This window comes from Pseudomonas sp. (assembly GCF_050739655.1).
In the GTDB taxonomy this organism is placed as follows: Bacteria; Pseudomonadota; Gammaproteobacteria; order Pseudomonadales; family Pseudomonadaceae; genus Aquipseudomonas.
In genome coordinates, this window is sequence record NZ_JBOIBY010000211.1 from 1 (window position 1) to 19,005 (window position 19,005).

The following is a 19,005-nucleotide window of genomic DNA, read 5'->3' on the forward strand; positions in this document are numbered from 1 at the left end:
TAGTCGCGGTAGGGCACGGCGACGTAGGCGTGCTTGGGCCGTTCCTTGCTGCTATGGATGTGGATCTGCGTCGTCGGACTGTCCGCATTGCCGTCCTGGAAGGAAGGCAGGGCGCTGTGATCCTCGACATGCTCCTGAGGAACCTCGATGTAGCTAGAGAAGGCGGTCATGATCTGCAGCAGCGAGCGACTGCTGACAGCCAGCTCGTTGTCTTCGCCCCGCACCGGCGAATAGCGGAGGACGAATTGCTGTTGATCCTGCGGCATGTGCAGCAGGCTGCGCAGTTCCTTCTGCTTGGCGAGGATTTCCGGCTCGACGTCGTTACGCCGCATGAGTAGCACGCCGGTTCTGTCCTTGCTCTTGTCTTCTTCCACGCGCAATCCGACTGCCCCGGCTGCCTGGATGTCCCGCAGTAGCTGAAGGGCTCGGCGGAACTCGGGGTCGGCCTCGCGGACGGTGCCGGCCACCGCCGAGCGGTTGCGCACGCCGTTGAGCGAGTCTACGGTCAGGCCGAGGATGAAGTCCGCCGCATAGCCCGACTGCAGCAGCGAAAAGATGTTCTTCGGGTCGATGGGCGTGACCAGGCCGGCAAGGAAGCGCTGGCCGGTCAGCGGCACATAGGTGATGGTCGGGCGGTCGGTGTACTTGGCGCTGGCACCGAGCAACACGCTGTTGCCCTGGATGGCGTCCGCCGAGGAAATCTGTCCACCCAGGCTGCCGCCGGTTTCCAGGGAATAGCCGGCGACGATTGAGGACACTTCGACGAACACCGGCAGGTCCATGTAGCGCAGCTTGACGATGTTCAGCAGGGTTTGCTGCTTCCAGGAATCGGCCACCGCCGAGCTGTAGTCGAAGCGGTCCACCGCGACGGTACCGGGGCCGATATGGCTACAACCACTCAGTGCGAGGAGGGCGACTAGCCAGGTGGCCGCAAGCCCGCCGTGGCGTCTCGTCCAGAGGGCAGGGTGGGGCGCCATTCATTCCTCCTCGACCAGCACTTGCACGCGTCCGGAGTGCGCAGCCTTGACCAGTACTGCGTGGTCGCGCGCTGTCTGGTCCGCATACAGCAGGGCGAAGTCGCCCACGGACCGGTCGAAGGCGTCACCCTTGCCCAGGTAACCGCTGATGGTCGCGGCGTCGCCGGACTTGGCGTGGGCGCGCGCCAAGGTCAACCCGCAGATGTCGGCGTAGCGCTCCAGTTGGGTGGCAGTGACGCTCTCGACCGGCACCGACAGCTTCATGTCGCGTAGCTGCCGGACGAAATAGTCGCGTCCGCGACGGCTGCGCGTCCAGCCGAGGAAGATGTCACTGGAGGACTGCATCAGGCGCTGGCCCATGACCACCCGTTGGCCCTGGTTGTTGTACTGGCTCTTGCCTGCATATGGCGCCAGTACCAAGAGACAGGACTCCTTGAACTGCAGGATCAGCGGGGCGTTCCCCTCTGAGAACATCAGTACGATGAAGCAGCGCGTGCCGACGCTGCCGATGCCCACGACCTTCAGCGCAGCGTCCACCATGCGGTAGCGGTCGAACAGTACACGGCGTTCGTCGGAAAGACTGTCACGGTAATCGGCCAGATTCTCCCGCACCCTGTCCATGAAGTCGGCCTCGGCGACATGGTGAATGATCGGCGGTTGGTCGACGATGCGCGGATTGCCGGCGACCTGCTCAGCAATTTTCGGGAAGGTGTTTTCCACCACCCGCTCGTGGGCGCGGTCGATCAACTGCTGGCGGAACTTGCGAACCTTGTCGTCAGGCGCCATCTCCAGCAGCGTCTGGGTGTCCAGGCGCGAATACCAGACCTGCAGCGGGCTCATTTTCGAATAGACGCGCAGATTCTCGCGGTAGGCGCGTACGCAAGTGATGGCCGTGTCGCGTGCAGCAGTGTCGGATATGCCATTGTCGCGCGCGGCCACCGCGAAGCTCACGGCCAGGCGCTTGATATCCCATTCCCAAGGTGCGGGCAGGGTTTCGTCGAAGTCGTTGAGGTCCAACACCAGGTTGCGTTCGGGGGTGGCGAAAAGGCCGAAGTTGAGCAGGTGACAATCGCCGCAGGCCTGCACCTTAACGCCGATATTGGGTCCCTTGGCCAGGTCATGGGCCATGAGCGCGGCCGAGCCGCGCAGGAAGGTGAAGGGGCTGCGCAGCATGCGCCCGTAGCGGATTGGCACCAGTTCCTTGAGGCGGCCACGGTTGGATTTTTCCAGGATGGCCATAACATCGCGCTGGCGGCCGGGCGACTTCCAGATGGCATGTGCTTCGCGAGGGGTGTCATTACGCAGCTGTTGTCCGTTGGCAATGCGCTCTTCGCGGGAGCGGAACTGCGATGCAGGTTCGGCCTTCGCGAATCTATTGCTGGAGGATTTTTTGTCGGAGGCCATGATGCTGTCGTCCCCGAAGTGATGTGGACGTGGAGGCAGCGCACTCACTGCACCGACTCCTCGGATTAACGGAATCCAATATGTCGGCTCGTGATCTCTGCGCCGGTCTTGCTCATTTCAAAATAGATCAAATTGCTGTGGACGGCTTGCAGGGCTTTTTCCAATTGCAGCTCGCTCTGCCAGGGGGCCGGCCAACGGCAAAATCGCGAGTGCGGCGTTGATGAGGCCCCTTTGATAGTGAGACGTCGCCGGCTATTCCAAGGCAATCGACAGCGTGAAAAATAGCAGCAATCAACTGAGCATCATCGAGCACCTTGGGGGCGGAGTGAGCGTCTGCCGTGCTACATAATTCGCATGGTTTTCGCTGCTCGTCAGCTACCCATAGTTTGGATGTCTCACCCTTCGATTATTGAACAGGACACGCCGCGCACTGAGTTGATCGAGATCAGAAAATCGTCGATCAGGCGCGCGTTATCTGGTGACAGTACCAATATCCCGGCTCTATCCGCTGTGTTGCCAAGGTAACGCCAGCGTTCCAAGGCCAACGTGCCTCCCCCGGCCCAGGGATTGCCACCTGAGTAGCGGGCCAGCATCCAACCGGCGAGGAATAACATCGTCAGGGACGCGCCATTGGATAGGCGAATTACGAGCGCAGTCCGATCGATCAACAGGAACGGAATGACTAAGGGAAAAGTCGCCAGCAACACGAGCAGAAAGGTGCCCAGCGCGCCCTTGAAATCATCCAGGTCCAATCGAGTGGGAATGGGCCTGTCGGCATCGCGCAACAGGTGCGAGCGCAGCATCTCCAACCCTTCCGGACCTGTCGATTCGGCAATCCGTGGCGGTAGCGCATCGGCGATTAGGGCGCGACCTTCTTCCGGGGTGGCATCGTGCTGCAAGCGAGCCAGAAGCGTTCGTTTACGCGTGCGCTCTGTCCAGGTATCGACAGCAAGCTGCGTGCCTGTGACTTAACCAAGTTGCGAGTACGAGATATAGCCCATGGAGAACATGTATCGTCGCGGGCCATCGTGATGCAGCAGAAAACTCAACATCCGGTGAAATTTGAAATCACTGAGCAAACGCTATGCTTAACACACCGCAGGAACGGTTGAATGCAGTCCTGACGGCATGAGCGCCGGGAGCAAAGGTAGGGAGATGAGGCTGCCATTTGAATAGAGTATCGAATGATGAAAATGCTACTGATGGTCGAGTTCCCGAATGAACCCTTCAACGCTCTCGTCAGATCCGGGAAGATCGGCGAAATCATGGGGCGTATCCTGGAGAGCATCAAACCGGAGACTGCCTACTTCACCGAGCAGGAGGGAATGCGCGGCGGGATTTTCCTGATCAACGTACAAGACTCATCTGAGATCCCCAGTTTTGCAGAACCTTTCTTTCTCAACTTCGAGGCGACCTGCAAGTTCCGCCTTGCCATGAATCCGCAGGACCTGCAAAGAGCCGGTCTGGACGCGCTCGGAAAAACATGGGGGTGAGGGCGATCAGCATGGGGCGGTTTACACGCCCCAAATCCTACTCTGTCTTGGCGCAATCAAGTCTCGACGAGCAATCGGGGACAGACCACGATATTGATGCTGCTGGCCGCCCGTCTGCCTGTCACGACGGGCGGGAGTCGACCCATTGCTGCCCTTCATGCAGGGCAGCAATGGGTCATCAGTTGAAAAGTCGGATTTTCAGCTCGCCAGAACTCAGGCATGACTTCCACGCGTCGCGTGGGAACGATCAACCTCAATCAAAACTGCTTTGATGCGCTGGCGATGCGCTGGTACTTACGCAGCTGCCGGTTAATGCTGCGGATATCCAGAAAAAATATTTCTCCGCTACGCCAGAGCAGCATCCACGCGGTGACGGTAACGACTCCCACGGGGATGGTGCCTTCAATGCCCAGAGCCGTGCCTGCCAGCACCAAGGCCAGTGCCAAGCCCAGGAGTGTCAGCGCTACCAGCCGTTGGGTGCGAATATCCCCTCTGAGTTGTTCGCTCTTTTCCGCAAAGGTATTGCTGATGGCTTGCTGCAGGCGTTCTCGCTCATCTTCCGGGCAGCGAATGTGCAGGCACAGCTCGGGGTGATACCAGGCGCTATCTGACAGGTAGTCCACCAGCTCGGTGCTTAGCTTGGGGTTGTCCGGCGAGGCAAACGGATTGAGGTAATCGTGGGTGATCGTCAGATCGATTTTTTTAGTCATAACGAACCTTTACCTGGTTGAACTGTGGACGGAGACTTTGGTGTTCGAGGTAAAGCTAGTCGCAAGACAGCTGCTCTGCCTGATCGGCAGTTGCACGCGCTGTTGCAGGAGCGGATTTATCCGCGATGCGTTGGCTGAATGTGCGCCGCGACCGTCTCCATCAGCGCTGATTGTTATCACGCTCTCCGTGAGGGACATCAGGCAGCGGGCGGCGCATGCGCGGATAAGGGCTAGAGGCAGTTATTGGCCTGTTTCAGCCCTTCGTGACAGGCAAGAATCGGCCACAAGTAGCCATTCAGATATGGCTATGGAGCTTGATTCGATACACCTCATGTTCCCAGCGCTTCACACGGCGCTCCTTACCCGTAGTACATTTTTTTTGCATTGAGCAGGACTGGTAGCCTTTTCCACCGCCGATATTGACGAGTGCGACACGCAGTGGCGAGTTGTTGCAAATACAGGGAACTTTACCAGCATCACGTAGCAGATAACATGCTCAACAAAAGTTGCAATCTGTCTGTTCCTGCTACGAACCATTGACTCTCCCGTTACGGGCACACCCTATGCTGAAAGCTCAACTTTCAGGGTGTAGTGATGATGAGCAAACGGGTACTGGTGATTCTGGGTCACCCCTCAACTGACAGTTTCTGTGGTGCGTTGACCGAGAGTTATGTCGAGGCGGCAACGATTGCCGGGCATGATGTGCGCCTGTTACGACTGGATGCATTGAGCTTCGATCCGGTACTGCACGATGGCTACAAACAGACTCAGCAACTGGAACCCGATCTGCTCAAGGCCCAGGCTGATATCACGTGGGCTGAGCACTTGGCATTTGTCTTTCCGATTTGGTGGGGCGGAATTCCGGCCTTGATGAAAGGCTTTTTCGATCGGATATTCTTGCCCGGTTTCGCCTTCAAGTACCGGGAAGGTAAAGCCTTTCCCGCCAAGCTCCTGAAAGGACGAACCGCTCACCTGCTGGTCACGATGGATACTCCACCGTGGTACTTCAAATGGGTCTATCGCATGCCTGGCCTGCACCAGATGCGCAAGACCACGCTGGAGTTCTGTGGCATCAAACCGTTGAAGACCCTGACGTTTGGACCGCTACTCGGTTCCAGACCCAATCAGCGGGAAGCCTGGCTCAAGCAATCTCGGGATATCGCTAGCCAATGATGCACACATATGCAGCATCTCATTGCAACAGGCGATGCCAGCTTCATCCTTGCCAGTGCTCTGCCATTTGACACCCTCTGGTGACCGACTTCGTATACCTATGTAAAGATGCGGCGCGCCAATGCGCGCGCCCCGTTCATGTACGTCAAAAAGGACTTTTCATGTATATAGGCAAAGCAGCCCAGTTGTCGGGCACGACAGTTAAAACCATCCGCCACTATGAAGATATTGGCTTGCTACCGCCGCCCCAGCGCGAAGGCAAATATCGAGTTTATAACCAGCAAAGCGTCGAACTGCTGACGTTCATCAAATGCGCTCAGCAATTGGGCTTCAAACTTAAGGAAATGCAAGCGATCCTCCAGGATCACCGGGGCAAGGAGCTGCCCTGGGATTTGGCGAATAAGGCGATCGCCAACAAAAAACTAGAGCTGATGACCAAGATTCAAGGGTTGCAGGAGGTATACGCCGCGCTCGAGGAGTTTGAAACCAGCCTCAAGGACGCCCAGGATCAGTGCCAGTTTGAACATTTCGCCAAAACCGCATGAACCAACTTGTTACATGGACTGGTGAAGCGCTGCGCGCTGTGTAGATAAGTTAGCCCCCGGGTCCCGACATGGATTCACACGCGGACGGATGAGGGGTCAAGGCAATACAAGTCAGCGCTGGAATGACCGCTCTTGGCCGGCTGACGCCCTTCGAAACCGAACGCAATGAGGCTGTAACCTTTAAACCCCACCTCCCAAAACTCAGCCGCCACCTGCGAGCATCGCTACGCCCACTAATCGACTTGGTGATGCCAACCACTCGACAGAAGTCGCAATTCAATCCGGGCAATCTTGTCATTTGCCAAGGCTTAGGGCAGGGTCGATACCACTGAGATCCCTGCCAAAGGAGTCACCCCATGTCAAAGCTATATCCCAGCATCGATCCCGAGGGGCTGGTCGAGTACTCAGTGGTCTACACCGACCGCTCGCTCAACCACATGTCGCAGTCGTTTCAAGGCGTGATGAAGAACATTTCCAGCACCCTGAAACAGGTCTACAACGCCCAGGCTGTTGCGGTGGTCCCGGGAAGTGGCACGTTCGGCATGGAAGCGGTGGCGCGACAGTTTGCCACCGACCAGCAATGCCTGGTGATACGCAACGGCTGGTTCAGTTATCGCTGGAGCCAGATCCTTGAGATGGGCAACATTCCTGCGGCCACCACGGTGCTCAAAGCCCGACCCGTCGAAACGGGTCGCCAGGCTGCCTACGCCCCACCCCCTCTGGACGAAGTGCTGGCAGCCATTGCGGCTTCGAGGCCGCAGATTGTCTTCGCCCCCCACGTTGAAACCTCATCAGGGATTATCCTGCCCGACGACTACCTGCGGGCGGTCGGCGACGCCGTGCATGCGGTGGGTGGCCTGTTCGTGCTGGACTGCATCGCCTCAGGCACGATTTGGGTTGATATGCACAAATGCGCCGTCGACCTGCTGATCAGCGCACCGCAGAAAGGCTGGAGCGCTTCCCCTTGCTGCGCCCTGGTGATGCTCAGTGCTTTGGCCCTCGAGCGCATCGAGCAGACGCAAAGCAGCAGCTTCGCGTGCGACCTGAAAAAGTGGCTTCAGATCATGCAGGCCTACGAGCAGGGCGGACATGCCTACCATGCGACCATGCCCAGCGATTCCCTCGCGCGGTTTAACGAAGTGATGAAAGAGACGCAAGCCTACGGATTCGACAAGGTCCGCGACGAACAACAGGCCTTGGGCGATCGGGTGCGCGCCATGCTGGCTGGCAAAGGCTTCAAAAGCGTGGCCGCAGCCGGCTTTCAGGCCCCTGGCGTGGTGGTGAGCTACACCGATGATGCCGACATCAAGAGCGGCAAGAAATTTGCCGACCACGGCCTGCAGATCGCCGCCGGAGTGCCGTTGCAATGCGACGAGCCGGCCGACTTCCAGACCTTCCGCATCGGTCTGTTCGGACTCGAAAAACTGCACAATATCGAGCGTACGGTCAGCACCCTCGAGCAGGCACTGGACGAGGTGATGGTTAACTAAGCCCTCATCTTTTCCGCTGCACATAACGGAAAAGTCCCTCCTTTCATGCAGAAGCGATCCTTCTGTGTGAAGGGGATCGCCGCTGAGCTTGAAGCCTTGAGCGAATTACCGGACAAGCCCAGCGGCACGCCCCAACAGACGCCAGGCGTCTCCCGCCTTTTCTGCATTGGTCGAGGCGCTGAAATATAGACGGTGAGCGTTCTGTATTCGACGCGTTGCAACGACATGCCCCTGTCGGGGCCTGAGTCATCGATGGCAAAGCCGCCGGTCACCTACTGTCATTCTTTTCGCACAGGGGTTCAAACTGCGAGGTGCGACTCTAACGGAGGCGTACGAAAATGAGCACTACCATACTGAGCGCGATGACCGTAGCGCTGCTAACCGCAGCCTGCCAGACAGCGCTTGCAGACTCATCTACACAGCAAAATCGGATCAGCACCTTGGGCGAACCCACTGCCGATGCATCTGGATTTATCCAGGCGGTCGGGAGAAATGGGTCACACTCGATGCATCCCAACGCGCCTTTAACAGCCGAGCAATTTGCTGACGAAGACGTAGAGGTGCTACAGCAAACCGGGAGTGAATAGCCACATTCCCCAAGGTGCAACCGACACCACCGCATGAATGCTCGAAGTCCGCCGCCGTCAACGGCCGTTGCTGGAGTTACAATCATCCAGCACGGCACCCAAAATCCGGCCTTCGCGGGCTTCGAGCATGCAAGACTCAACGTCCCGTTGTCCAAAAGCCCGGCAATCGAGCGAGCGGGTGAATAAAACGCACTGAATTCGTCGAGCGCACGCCTTTGAATTCAAAACACTGTTTACTTCAGCTGCGTTCTTATTTCGGTTCCAGGCACGAAAAACTTGCTCGGATCATCCACCTTCTTCAGGTCAACCAAGGCTCGACAAATGCAGTGTGAGAATTCTTTCTGCAACGTGTCGGGGTCTGTCCATGAAATTTGCGATGCGGGCACGTGTTGTCCCTCGGGCGATTTGTAGCAAACACAATTGTCCAGCCGGGTGATGCCGTTATCGCTCTGGCAAGCAGTGGTCAGTAAAGAGACGGCGACGAGCATGACGAAGCGTTTCATTGGCTCCCCTCTGAGGCTGTTGTGAAGGGCTAAAACTGGATAGACCGCTTAAAAAGCCCGACAGTAGAAGCAAGCTTAGCTCGCATTTTTCATCGCTCCATCCGCAGCCGATGGCGGCCCTTCGTGATGGGCGAAAACCGGTCAACAGCTGTTGGTCGGTGTCGATGAAATACGGGGGTTCCAATTGCAAATAAACACCGGGAAATACTCGGTTTGATCTAGGCTTGAATGAAATCACGCGGGAGAAAAACACCATGTCCCTCGCTCCCACAAACCTGTTGTCCCTGGCTTTGGGTGTGTTCTTTTTCACAGCCGTGTGCGGACAAGGGGTAGCAGACACCGACTCCCCACCGGCAATACTGCCATTGGAATCGGAGACTGCACCAAAACTCATTGCCTACCCGCCACTTGCCGAGCCACTCGCCCGTGGTGTTGTCATTATTCAGTATCGAACAGAACACGCCAGGATCATGCCGGTATTTGGCAAAGCGGCTGCTGATGTATCACCACGTCTGAGTCACCTCCACGTGACCGTCGACGACTGGAAAGGTACATGGGCGCACACCAGCGAAGACCCGATTATCCTGGTTGGACTGACGCCCGGCACTCACAAGGTTCTTCTTGAAGTGGCCGACCCGACTCACAGGATTCTCACCAGTACGACGTTAAGTTTTACAGTTCCAGAGAAGAAACCAGCGGACGCTCCCCACGTTGACGATGATCACGCAGTAAAGCCATGACTGTTCCACTCTTGTTTTTAGTGTTGGGTCATCGTAGGACTTTAGATACGTTATAAAAATTTATCGCAGCCCCGTTTATAAGCAGTTATTTGACGTCATAACCATGTCAATAGTGCACTCGTCATTGCACGACTCATCCGCTTGCTCTTTTAAAGAGCGATGCTAACGTGAGATCAGTGGCGCGTTGCCAGGGTGAAGCCAAACGAAAGCAAATCTGGCCAAGCAATAGAGTAGTTGTGGGTGAATAAAAGATGTGCCGCCTATACAAATAAGGGAGCGTGGATATGCGCGCACAGAAGCGGTTTTATTCGTTGGACAGTTTCAGAGGGCTCATGGCTGTTTCAGTGGTGCTCTATCACTTACGCATTAGTGGCAGCTTTACCGAGTGGTTATTTTTTCGCCATGCCGAAGTATTTGTCTCGTTCTTTTTTGTACTCAGTGGTTTTGTCTTGACACATGCCTATGGCAGCGCCGTGCAATTTAATTTTCGCAGATTTTTCATAACGCGCACCTTCCGTTTGTTACCGCTGCACCTGGTCATGTTGGCAGTTTTTATATTATTAGAGTGCGGCAAATATATTGCTGTCCAAAAAGGCATGGCGTTCAACAATGTGCCGTTTACTGAAAAATTTTCCCCGGCCGAAATTTTGCCTAATGCGCTTCTATTGCAATCCTGGACACATTTGACTAATCCACTGTCGTTCAACTTTCCGTCCTGGAGCATCAGTATCGAGTACTACACCTATATGATCTTTGCCGTGATCCTGAGTATTGCCTATGGCGTCAGGATGTGGGTATGGGCGACGATTGTTTTCTTTGCCCTGGCGCTGATCTATGCGGGCAACACCCTCTTCACCATCGAATCGCTGCGGGGCCTCTCCTACTTTTTTACCGGCTGCCTGGCTTACGCCGTGTACCTGAAACTACCCCGCCCCAGCCGGGGTAATGCCTGGTTGCTGACAGTGCTGGAAGTGGTGGCGGTTGCAGCGGCGCTGGTATTCGTCGTCAACGATTTTACCGCCAAGTCATTGGTGGCCAGCCCGGTGTTCGGTGCCATCGTTGTGATATTCGCCTTTGATGGCGGGGCGGTGTCTCGACTATTGGCAGGAAGGGTCTTCAGTTTTCTTGGCAAATTGTCTTATTCCATCTACATGACCCACGCAGCCATTCTATTTTGCGTAGTGTCGGCGTTCATGGTGGGAAAAAAGGTCATCGGCGTTGACATCGCACCGATGATCGACGGGATTCGCTATCTGGACACGGGTAATACACTGTTCAACAACGTTATCGCTTTGCTGGTAGTGGGAGCGGTAGTCCTGGTGTCAATGTTCACCTACCGATATGTCGAGATGACTGGGCAAGCCCTTGGTCGAGCGCTTGGCAACAACCCCGCACACGGAAGTCCTGTGCTTAGACCTGATGCTGACTAAGCGCTGGGCGAAGCAATGCAACTACGCTTGGTAACCTGAACAGCGTTTTCAAGGAGAGAAGATGAGCACGGTTTTATCCTTCTACGCGCTGTGTGTGGTGGTTCTGTTTTTCAAGATGTTCGCAATTTCCTGCTATCAGGGCTTCTATCGAATCTCTCGGATGACGTTCAAAAATGTGGAAGACGCGAAGCTCGTTGGTCGTACGCCCAGCGCGGAAGAACTTCCCCAGGTCACCAGGGCGAAAAATGCGTGGCTGAATGATCTTGAGAACATTCCGCTGTTTTTTGCGTTGGGTGGACTCTGTGTGATGCTCGATACGCCAGCGGAACGCACGATCTTGTTGCTTTGCATCTTCACTGTCGCGCGCATGGTGCACACTTTTACGTATCTGGCAGCCTGGCAACCGTGGCGCACGATTGCCTACTTTGTTGGCATCGGGTGTCTGATGGGGTTGGCCGGGATGATCGTTTCAATACTGGTCAATCAAGCTGGATGGGTTTGATTCGCCAACAGCCGGGATGCTCTGACGCAGGGGCGGCGAGCGTTTAGGCAATGTTTCGCGAACCGGTATTTCAAGCATAGGCGCTGTTGAAGTTACGGGCCTCTTCGCAGGCAAGCCTTGCTCCTACAGGTTTGGGTCGCTGCTTAACGCTGGCAGCCTGACCCCCTCAGCACCCTATATCGCTGCGCAAGTCAGCTTTCTGAGGAAACGATCGTGTCATCAGAGGCTTCAGCCGCCAGCTTTAAACGGTCAGCTTTACTGATGTATTTAGGCTTGCGCGGTGCCAGTTTGGCGTTGGCCTTTTTGGCGTGAGCCTCTAATAGCTGCTTTATTTTTTTGCGGCGATTCATGTTTTTCTACTCGGCGGGAAGTTTCTGGATGATATCAGCTAAATCGGTTGGTCCAGATCCCTGTGCAACAGTCCCGAGCCGTGAGAACACCAGCCACACGAACAGCAGCACACTGCAGGCAATCAGGATCGATGCGACGGCAATCAAAGGCTCGATTTGCGGCCAACCCTTGAGCCGTAGAGTAAGTGCGCCGAGCAGTACCGGTACGCCAAGGTTATACGCCCAGAATTGAATGGCTGCGACGCGCCCTTCGGTCATGGAGGGTTGCAGCGTGCCGATCAGTCCGAACAGTGCCATCGACACCCATCCCAACAGATTGATGTGGGCATGCACCGCCTACAGCGAGTGGTCGCCCGTTGCACCCATCGTCACACCCAGCACCACGCCAATGGCAAAGTAAATGGCAGCAAGCCGAAACCAGGTTCGTGAACGGGGATTGTGATTCATGGCATTCACCTCATTGCGCCCTGAGGCGCGCCTTTCCCTCAATTGAGGCGTTGATCAGTGAGACGGCCGCTGATCGTGACATGACGCCACTGGAGCAGCTCTGGCGGCCGGGAGACGATCCGGTAAAGGGCATTGGTGTGGCGGCGAACGCGTTGCACAAACTGTTGATCGACGACGAAATCGGCCTGCATGTGATGGAGCGCTCATTCATGACGGTGTGGCTCGAAAGCGAGTCCCACGAGCCCCTGCGACCGGGGCGGCGCATGAACTATATCGAGCCGATTGTCGACTCACTCAAAGACGTGCTCACGCCCCGGGCACGCAAACGCCTGAAGCAGGCGCTGTCGATCGTCATGGGCACCGAGGCCATGATCGCTGTGCGTGATATCGGTGGTGCAAGCGTCGAAGAATCCATCGGCACTGCCGCCTGGGCCGCTCGGGCGCTCGTTCGTCAGGCGCTGGAAGAGGCTGAGCGAGCACGACGCTAGGGGAGAGCAAGTGGACCCGCCAGAGCGGCGGGTCCGAACGGTGGATCAGAGCAGTGAATCAGAGCTTCGGCAACTGCCCGATGCGCCCCATCATCTCGGTCACGATTTGCAAGTCCAGCAGGAATTGCTCCGTGGTCTTGAACTCGTTGTCATTGTGGCCAGTGTATTTGACGTCCGGCATGGCGAGGCCGAACTGCACGCCGTTGGGCAGTTCATGAACCGAAGTGGCGCCGGCGGAGGTGCCGAACTTGTGTTCCATGCCGAGGTTTTCGCTGGCCACCGCGAGCAGGGCCTTGACCCATTCACCCTCGGGGTTGCGGTACATCGGTTCGGCGATCGAGTAGTCGAAGGCTGGTGCGATGTGGGTTCTCTTGCTCCAGGCGTCCAGCTTCGAGGCGATTTCGGTTTTCAGCACCTCCGGCGATTTGCCCTTCGGCACGCGCAGATTAACCGCGAGCTTGAAGGCCCTTTCATCCAAGCCGACATAGGTCAGAGACGTGGTCAGCGGACCCATGAACTCATCGGAAAAACCGACACCCAGTTTGCCTCCCAAATAGTCCAGCCCCCAGTTGTCGGCAGCGTAGCGGGCGGCGTCGGTGATCTGGTTGTGTTTGAGCGCAACCTTGCCGTCCAGACCGTTGATGAAGTCAAGCATCCTCGCCACCGGGTTGATGCCGGACTCAGGCTCGGAGGAGTGAGCGGAAACACCAGTGACCGTCAGCATGACGTTCTTGCCGTCGACCTTGGCGTCGACTTTGAAGTTACCGCCATTGCGTTTGACGTATTCAGCGCCGGCCTTTTGCAGGGCAGCCGCCAGTTGCTTGGGCTTGTCAGTCACCAGGGTCGCGACAGAAGTCGATGGAATCTGGTTGGTGGCCAGGCCGCCGGTCATCGAGATGATTTCTGCGCCTTTGCCCTCGGCGGTGCGCTTGGGAAAGCTGGCCATGACGGTGCCATAGCCTTTTTCGGCGATGACTACCGGGTAGCCGCCATCGAGCGCCAGGTTGTAGTTCGGGGTCGGGTTGCGTTCGAAGTAGTAGGGGATGGCATCACCCGTGGTTTCTTCGGTGGTGTCGACCAGCAGTTTGAAGTGGCGTGCCAACGGCAACTTTTCTTCCTTGATGATCTTCATGGCGTAGAGCGCCACCACGATGCCGTTCTTGTCATCCTCGGTGCCCCGGCCATACATTCGATCGCCGATCAGGGTGACCTTGAACGGATCGAGGCGGGTGCCATCCTGCAGCACCCAGTTCTCTGGTGTTACCGGAACCACATCGGCATGGGCGTGAATGCCCACGACTTCATCGCCGCTGCCTTCTAGGGAGATTTCATAGACGCGGTTATCGATGTTGCGAAAGTTCAGGTTGAACGCCTGGGCGAGGCCCTTGATCTTCTCGGCGATCTTGATGAACTCCGGATTGTCGTGCTGCTCAACGCCGTCCACGCGCATGGTGGGGATGGCCACCAGTTCCTTCAGGGTCTCGGTCGCCGCGCTACCGTATTTCACCCGTGCATAGAGCCCGAGCAGGCGATGGATTTCGTTTTGCTGCTCAGGGGTGAGCGTCTTGTTGTCGAGGAAGGCACTGATGGCCGGGCCGAGGTCGTCGCTTTTGGCGATGTCACTCTTGGCCAAACCGCCCAGGAACTGCCTGAAATCGGTGACGGAGCTGTCACTGAACGTCTTCAGGATGATCGCGCTCTGTTGTGGCGTGATGTTGGCGTGGGCAGCGGTGGTGAACGACGAAAGGCTGGCGAGCATCAACGTGGTCGCAGCCAGGTGCTTGAGTGAAAAATCCATTGCTGGGGGCATTCCTTTGCAGGCAGTTTGTGGGAAATGTCTGATCGTTTAGTCAGAAACATTTCCAAGCTAACACCGCGAAGGCGTGAAAAGGGAGCCCTTGAAATGGGATGTGTCGCACAGAAATGCAAAAGCGGCGCAGAAACGAAAATCTTTCTATCAATGCTTGCATTCGGCCAGCACCACTTGGCAGGTACTTGGCGTGCCGCCGGACCGACCTGCGTAGCGTATGCAATTGGTCAGGGATTTCTGGCGAGCCGCGTTCAAGGTATCGCCCCAGGCGAGGCCGCCTTCGCCGACAGTGGGCAGGGCTTTTGCGTAGCAGGCTGAGCCGATGCTGGCGGACGCATAACGAGGGGTGTTGGCTTTGCTTGCACACCCGGCAGTCATCGCCAGGTTGACAGCAAGCAGGGAAAGCAGGAGCCGTGTTGAGTGTGAGTGAGTGTTTTTAACTGTCATCGCGTTTCCCCGTACCAACAGGTTGAAGGCGTGACGTCCAGTCTCGCGTGGGCGGCTCTGTGCTGATTCGCCTCTAACGAGTCTAGTTGCGGATATCCATTGCGCGGGCCGATTTGAGGATGTTGGATGAGCGGCCTCGAGCAGTGCATACCGTGCGAGATTCCCGGTTTTGACGGTAACTGGCTGTTTTCCATAAAAAAATGTGTCCGTAGGGCTTCACAGACGCCATTAATGTTGGTAAATTTCGCGCACTTTCGCAGGGGCCTTCCCAAGGCTTGCAGGCTGCGAAGTCAAAAAACGAGTGCCAAGCACTCGCAGTAGTAGATACAGGGGCGTCGCCAAGCGGTAAGGCAGCAGGTTTTGATCCTGCCATGCGTTGGTTCGAATCCAGCCGCCCCTGCCATTTCTTCTCATATCTCAGAAAATCACTCACTCGACAGTCAATGCCCGAGCGAGAGCGATTGTCTTTTATCCCGTCTTCCAAGTCACTGGCTGCACAGCCTTAAAGGTGATCGGCATCTATCACGGCCTTGGCAAAGGCCTGCGGATCTTCCTGCGGCAGGTTGTGGCCAATGCCACCGTTGATCAGGCGGAATTCGTATTTGCCGGTGAAGCGCTTGGCGTAATCCTCGGGGTTAGGGTGCGGTGCGCCGTTGGCGTCACCCTCAAGGGTGATGGTTGGCACACCGATGGACGGTGCGGTGGCCAGCTTCTGTTCCAGCGCTTCGTAACGGCTCTCACCCTGCACCAGCCCCAGGCGCCAGCGGTAATTGAACACGGTGATGTCGACATGGTCGGGGTTTTCCAGCGCTTTGGCGCTGCGGTCGAAAGTGGCATCGTCGAACGCCCATTTCGGTGAAGCCAGTTGCCAGATCAGCTTGGCAAAGTCATGGGTGTTTTTCTCGTACCCGGCGCGACCACGATCCGTGGCGAAGTAGAACTGATACCACCATTGCAGTTCAGCCTTGGGTGGCAACGGGTTTTTCCCGGCCGCCTGGTTGCCGATCAGATAACCGCTGACCGAAACCAGCGCCTTGACCCGTTCTGGCCACAACGCCGAGACAATGTCGGCCGAACGCGCGCCCCAGTCGTAGCCACCGAGCACGGCTTGTTTGATCTTCAACGCATCCATGAAATCGATGACATCACTGGCCAGCGCTGCCGGTTGGCCATTGCGCACGGTTTTCTCGGACAGGAAATGCGTATCGCCATAGCCACGCGCATACGGCATCAGCACTCGATAGCCCTTGGCTGCCAGCAAGGGGGCGACTTCGTCGTAGCTGTGAATGTCGTAAGGCCAGCCGTGCAGAAGAATCACTACTGGCCCGTCGGCCGGGCCGGTTTCCGCATAAGCCACGTTGAGAAGGCCGGCGTTGACATGCTTGAGCGGGCCGAACGGCGAGGGCGCTGAATACGTGGTGTTGGCACTGCTGGTCGCGGGTTGCGCTGGGGTCGTTTGCCCGTGGGCCACGCCAAAAGCGCCGAGCAGGGTGAAGGCGAGGATAGAGGAACCAACCAGGCGGCGAGTTTTTCCTTGGGTGCTGTTCTGCAGTGCCATCTTCATCGTGATGTCTCCGTTGCAAGTCATTGGGCTGGGGCTCAGGTTGTTCCCCTTCAAAGCTTGGTTGTATTTGACTGCGGTGACGTATCTGGCCTGTGTCGGGTCGGCGGCCGGGTGAATGCCTGCGTATCCAGAGATGAATCAGATACACAGTGATACAGAGCGGGGTCAGTGTAGTTGTCCGGCAGATCGATAAATGGAGGGTAAATGCGGCCTGATTCTTCGATCCGGTCGCATAAATTTGAAAAGTCCGGCGTTGCTCGACAGAATCGCGTCCCGATCCGGCCCAAGGTGCCGGAGATTGGTTGTGAAGAGGGACTGCAGTTGAACGAACAGACTTTGTCCATGCGCCTGGAGCGCGTCGCCGCGCATGTGCCGGCAGGCGCGCGCCTGGCCGATATCGGCTCGGATCACGGTTACTTGCCTGTGGCGTTGATGCGCCGTGGCGTCATCGCGGCGGCGGTGGCCGGCGAGGTGGCATTGACGCCGTTTCACGCGGCCCAGCGCACCGTGCGCGAAAGTGGCTTGGACTCGCGAATCACCGTGCGCCTGGCCAACGGTCTGGCGGCAATCGAGCCGGGAGACGGCATCACCGCGATCAGCCTCTGTGGCATGGGCGGCGAGACAATCCGCGACATCCTCGATGCCGGCAAGGTGCGTCTGAGCGGCCAGGAGCGCCTGATTCTGCAACCTAACGGCGGTGAGCAGCCATTGCGCCAATGGTTGATGGACAACGACTACCGCATCCTCTGTGAGGAAGTTCTGCGGGAAAACCGCTTTGATTACGAGGTTATCGTCGCCGAACGTGCGGGACCGGTGATCTACACTGCCCAGGAGCTGTATTTCGGTCCGCTGCAGATGCAGGCACGCAGCCCGGCGTTCCTGCTCAAGTGGCAACGCATGCTGCGCCTGAAGCAACGGACCCTGGCCCACTTCGCCCGAGCGCGGCAGGCCGTGCCCGAGGAGAAGCTAGAGGAGATCGCCCGGCAGGCCCGGTGGATCACCGAGCTGTTGGCCTGAAGCTGTTGGCGTGAAATGTGGATTGCTGGGGTAATGTCTTACACCACTGCACTCAGAAGCCACCCCGCGACTCCGCTTGCGACGACAACCAGCCACGGCGGCAGTTTCCAGAACATCAGCGCAATGAGCGCAACCAGGGCCAGGGCCAAATCCTGCGGCTGTAAGATTGCACTCGTCCACACCGGCTGATACAGAGCCGCCAATAGCAAGCCGACGACCGCCGCATTCACCCCCGCCAGCGCGGCCTGCGTGCGGACGCTACGGCGCAGTTGTTCCCAAAACGGCAAGACGCCGATGATCAACAAAAAGGACGGCGCAAAGATCGCCAGCAAACAAATCAAGCCCCCGACCCAGCCGGAAGGCGAGAGGTTCATTGATGCTCCAAGGAATGCGGCGAATGTGAACAAAGGGCCCGGTATGGCTTGCGCGGCGCCGTATCCTGCAAGGAAGGCCTCATTGCTGACCCAACCCGAGGGAACCACTTCGGCTTGCAGCAGTGGCAGGACGACATGGCCACCACCAAATACCAGTGATCCGACCCGGTAGAAGGCATCCACCATCACCATGGTTTGATTGGGGTACAACTCGGTCAGGAGTGGCAGCCCCACCAGCAATGCCAGGAACAATGACAGGCAGATCGCCCCGGCTCGGCGGCTGATGGTGATCGGCAGGGGATCGTGCCCGTCGCTCTGCCTGGCGTTGAACAACAGCAGGCCGACAAAGCCCGCGATGGCCATTACAGCGACCTGTCCCCATGCGCCGGGGAGGAGCAGTGAGACGCATGCCGCAATCCCCATGAGGGTTACTCGCGGTACATCGGTGCAAAGGTTTCGCGCCATCCCCCATAGCGCCTGGGCAACCACCGCAACCGCAACCACTTTGAGCCCATGCAGCGCCCCGGCTGAAATGGCATCGCCGTAATGGGAAATGCCCAGTGCAAACAGGATCAGGGCAACCGCCGAAGGCAGCGTAAAGCCCGCCCAAGCCGCCAGTGCCCCGGCGTATCCTGCACGGGACATGCCCAACGCAATACCGACCTGACTGCTGGCTGGCCCTGGCAGGAATTGGCAGAGCGCCACCAGATCCGCATAGCTGCGGTCGGTCAGCCACTGGCGCCTTGTAACGAACTCGGTGTGGAAGTAGCCCAAATGCGCAATGGGGCCGCCAAAAGACGTCAGCCCGAGGCGCAAAAAGATAAGAAACACCGACCACGCGCTATTGGAGTGATCGTGATGAGTGGCCATGTAGTCGTCCCTTGACCCGAACAGGATGGTTTCAATAATCGGCCTACGATATCGAATAAAGGGCATTCCCTGTAGGAGACAACA

The 19,005-nt window shown here is 57.3% G+C and carries 18 protein-coding genes, 1 tRNA gene and 2 pseudogenes; 10 read left to right on the forward strand and 11 right to left on the reverse strand.

Going from position 1 to position 19,005, the window contains the following annotated elements:
- The 3 genes from ACRESJ_RS10375 to ACRESJ_RS10385 all read right to left on the reverse strand — a co-directional run.
- Nucleotides 1–977: hypothetical protein (locus ACRESJ_RS10375; protein ID WP_431757820.1), on the reverse strand; the 977-nt coding region annotated here is incomplete at its 3' end.
- The gene (locus ACRESJ_RS10380) at nt 978–2,429 is read right to left on the reverse strand and encodes a DUF2252 domain-containing protein (protein ID WP_431757821.1); all 1,452 of its coding nucleotides are present in this window, start codon (nt 2,427–2,429) and stop codon (nt 978–980) included.
- A 347-nt stretch (nt 2,430–2,776) separates the two neighbouring features.
- Nucleotides 2,777–3,280: a hypothetical protein gene (locus tag ACRESJ_RS10385; protein WP_431757822.1), complete on the reverse strand. Its 504-nt coding sequence runs from the start codon at nt 3,278–3,280 to the stop codon at nt 2,777–2,779.
- A gap of 288 nt (nt 3,281–3,568) precedes the next feature.
- Between ACRESJ_RS10385 and ACRESJ_RS10390 the strand changes: the two genes are divergently transcribed.
- Entirely contained in the window at nt 3,569–3,874 is a 306-nt protein-coding gene (locus tag ACRESJ_RS10390; RefSeq protein ID WP_040067179.1) for a hypothetical protein, read from the forward strand.
- Between the two features lie 257 nt (nt 3,875–4,131).
- On the opposite strand, the gene ACRESJ_RS10395 is transcribed toward ACRESJ_RS10390, so the two are convergent.
- Nucleotides 4,132–4,584, reverse strand: a complete 453-nt coding sequence (locus ACRESJ_RS10395) for a hypothetical protein (RefSeq protein WP_431757823.1) — start codon at nt 4,582–4,584, stop codon at nt 4,132–4,134.
- Between the two features lie 594 nt (nt 4,585–5,178).
- Here ACRESJ_RS10395 and ACRESJ_RS10400 point away from each other — a divergent pair.
- The 3 genes from ACRESJ_RS10400 to ACRESJ_RS10410 all read left to right on the forward strand — a co-directional run bounded on the left by ACRESJ_RS10400 (nt 5,179) and on the right by ACRESJ_RS10410 (nt 7,792).
- Complete coding sequence (locus ACRESJ_RS10400) at nt 5,179–5,757, forward strand: NAD(P)H-dependent oxidoreductase (protein WP_431757824.1); 579 nt, start codon at nt 5,179–5,181, stop codon at nt 5,755–5,757.
- Nucleotides 5,758–5,918: 161 nt separating this feature from the next.
- Entirely contained in the window at nt 5,919–6,302 is a 384-nt protein-coding gene (locus ACRESJ_RS10405) for a MerR family transcriptional regulator (protein WP_431757825.1), read from the forward strand.
- Nucleotides 6,303–6,658: 356 nt separating this feature from the next.
- On the forward strand, nt 6,659–7,792 hold the full coding sequence (locus ACRESJ_RS10410; protein ID WP_431757826.1) for an alanine--glyoxylate aminotransferase family protein: 1,134 nt from the start codon (nt 6,659–6,661) through the stop codon (nt 7,790–7,792).
- A gap of 820 nt (nt 7,793–8,612) precedes the next feature.
- On the opposite strand, the gene ACRESJ_RS10415 is transcribed toward ACRESJ_RS10410, so the two are convergent.
- Nucleotides 8,613–8,882 (reverse strand): hypothetical protein, encoded by a 270-nt coding sequence (locus tag ACRESJ_RS10415; RefSeq protein WP_431757827.1) that lies wholly within the window; start codon nt 8,880–8,882, stop codon nt 8,613–8,615.
- Nucleotides 8,883–9,136: 254 nt separating this feature from the next.
- Here ACRESJ_RS10415 and ACRESJ_RS10420 point away from each other — a divergent pair, with 254 nt between their 5' ends.
- The 3 genes from ACRESJ_RS10420 (at nt 9,137) to ACRESJ_RS10430 (ending at nt 11,554) form a co-directional block, all read left to right on the forward strand.
- A complete protein-coding gene (locus ACRESJ_RS10420; protein ID WP_431757848.1) occupies nt 9,137–9,622 on the forward strand; it encodes a DUF6130 family protein in 486 nt (161 codons plus the stop codon).
- Between the two features lie 284 nt (nt 9,623–9,906).
- Complete coding sequence (locus ACRESJ_RS10425; protein WP_431757828.1) at nt 9,907–11,052, forward strand: acyltransferase family protein; 1,146 nt, start codon at nt 9,907–9,909, stop codon at nt 11,050–11,052.
- Between the two features lie 61 nt (nt 11,053–11,113).
- The gene (locus tag ACRESJ_RS10430; protein ID WP_431757829.1) at nt 11,114–11,554 is read left to right on the forward strand and encodes an MAPEG family protein; all 441 of its coding nucleotides are present in this window, start codon (nt 11,114–11,116) and stop codon (nt 11,552–11,554) included.
- Between the two features lie 191 nt (nt 11,555–11,745).
- Here ACRESJ_RS10430 and ACRESJ_RS10435 read toward each other — a convergent pair whose 3' ends face one another.
- Both ACRESJ_RS10435 and ACRESJ_RS10440 read right to left on the reverse strand, forming a co-directional pair.
- A complete protein-coding gene (locus tag ACRESJ_RS10435) occupies nt 11,746–11,904 on the reverse strand; it encodes a DUF2986 domain-containing protein (protein WP_431757830.1) in 159 nt (52 codons plus the stop codon).
- 6 nt (nt 11,905–11,910) lie between these two features.
- Nucleotides 11,911–12,351 (reverse strand): annotated as a pseudogene (locus tag ACRESJ_RS10440) (hypothetical protein).
- Nucleotides 12,352–12,377: 26 nt separating this feature from the next.
- Between ACRESJ_RS10440 and ACRESJ_RS10445 the strand changes: the two are divergent.
- Nucleotides 12,378–12,839, forward strand: a pseudogene (locus ACRESJ_RS10445) (TetR/AcrR family transcriptional regulator); the annotation flags it as partial.
- Between the two features lie 58 nt (nt 12,840–12,897).
- Here ACRESJ_RS10445 and ACRESJ_RS10450 read toward each other — a convergent pair.
- Nucleotides 12,898–14,637 carry a dipeptidase gene (locus tag ACRESJ_RS10450; RefSeq protein ID WP_431757831.1) on the reverse strand — a complete coding sequence of 580 codons (1,740 nt, stop codon included), beginning with the start codon at nt 14,635–14,637 and terminating at the stop codon, nt 12,898–12,900.
- Between the two features lie 159 nt (nt 14,638–14,796).
- Complete coding sequence (locus tag ACRESJ_RS10455) at nt 14,797–15,096, reverse strand: hypothetical protein (RefSeq protein ID WP_431757832.1); 300 nt, start codon at nt 15,094–15,096, stop codon at nt 14,797–14,799.
- A gap of 328 nt (nt 15,097–15,424) precedes the next feature.
- Between ACRESJ_RS10455 and ACRESJ_RS10460 the strand changes: the two genes are divergently transcribed.
- Nucleotides 15,425–15,499: transfer RNA gene (locus ACRESJ_RS10460), tRNA-Gln, on the forward strand.
- 99 nt (nt 15,500–15,598) lie between these two features.
- Here the strand turns inward: ACRESJ_RS10460 and ACRESJ_RS10465 are convergent.
- Nucleotides 15,599–16,660, reverse strand: coding sequence for an alpha/beta fold hydrolase (locus ACRESJ_RS10465; protein WP_431757833.1), 1,062 nt, complete (start codon nt 16,658–16,660; stop codon nt 15,599–15,601).
- Nucleotides 16,661–16,981: 321 nt separating this feature from the next.
- Here ACRESJ_RS10465 and ACRESJ_RS10470 point away from each other — a divergent pair, with 321 nt between their 5' ends.
- The gene (locus tag ACRESJ_RS10470) at nt 16,982–17,677 is read left to right on the forward strand and encodes a tRNA (adenine(22)-N(1))-methyltransferase (RefSeq protein ID WP_431757834.1); all 696 of its coding nucleotides are present in this window, start codon (nt 16,982–16,984) and stop codon (nt 17,675–17,677) included.
- Nucleotides 17,678–17,715: 38 nt separating this feature from the next.
- Here ACRESJ_RS10470 and chrA read toward each other — a convergent pair whose 3' ends face one another.
- A complete protein-coding gene (gene chrA, locus ACRESJ_RS10475; protein WP_431757835.1) occupies nt 17,716–18,921 on the reverse strand; it encodes a chromate efflux transporter in 1,206 nt (401 codons plus the stop codon).
- Nucleotides 18,922–19,005 lie beyond the last annotated feature (84 nt).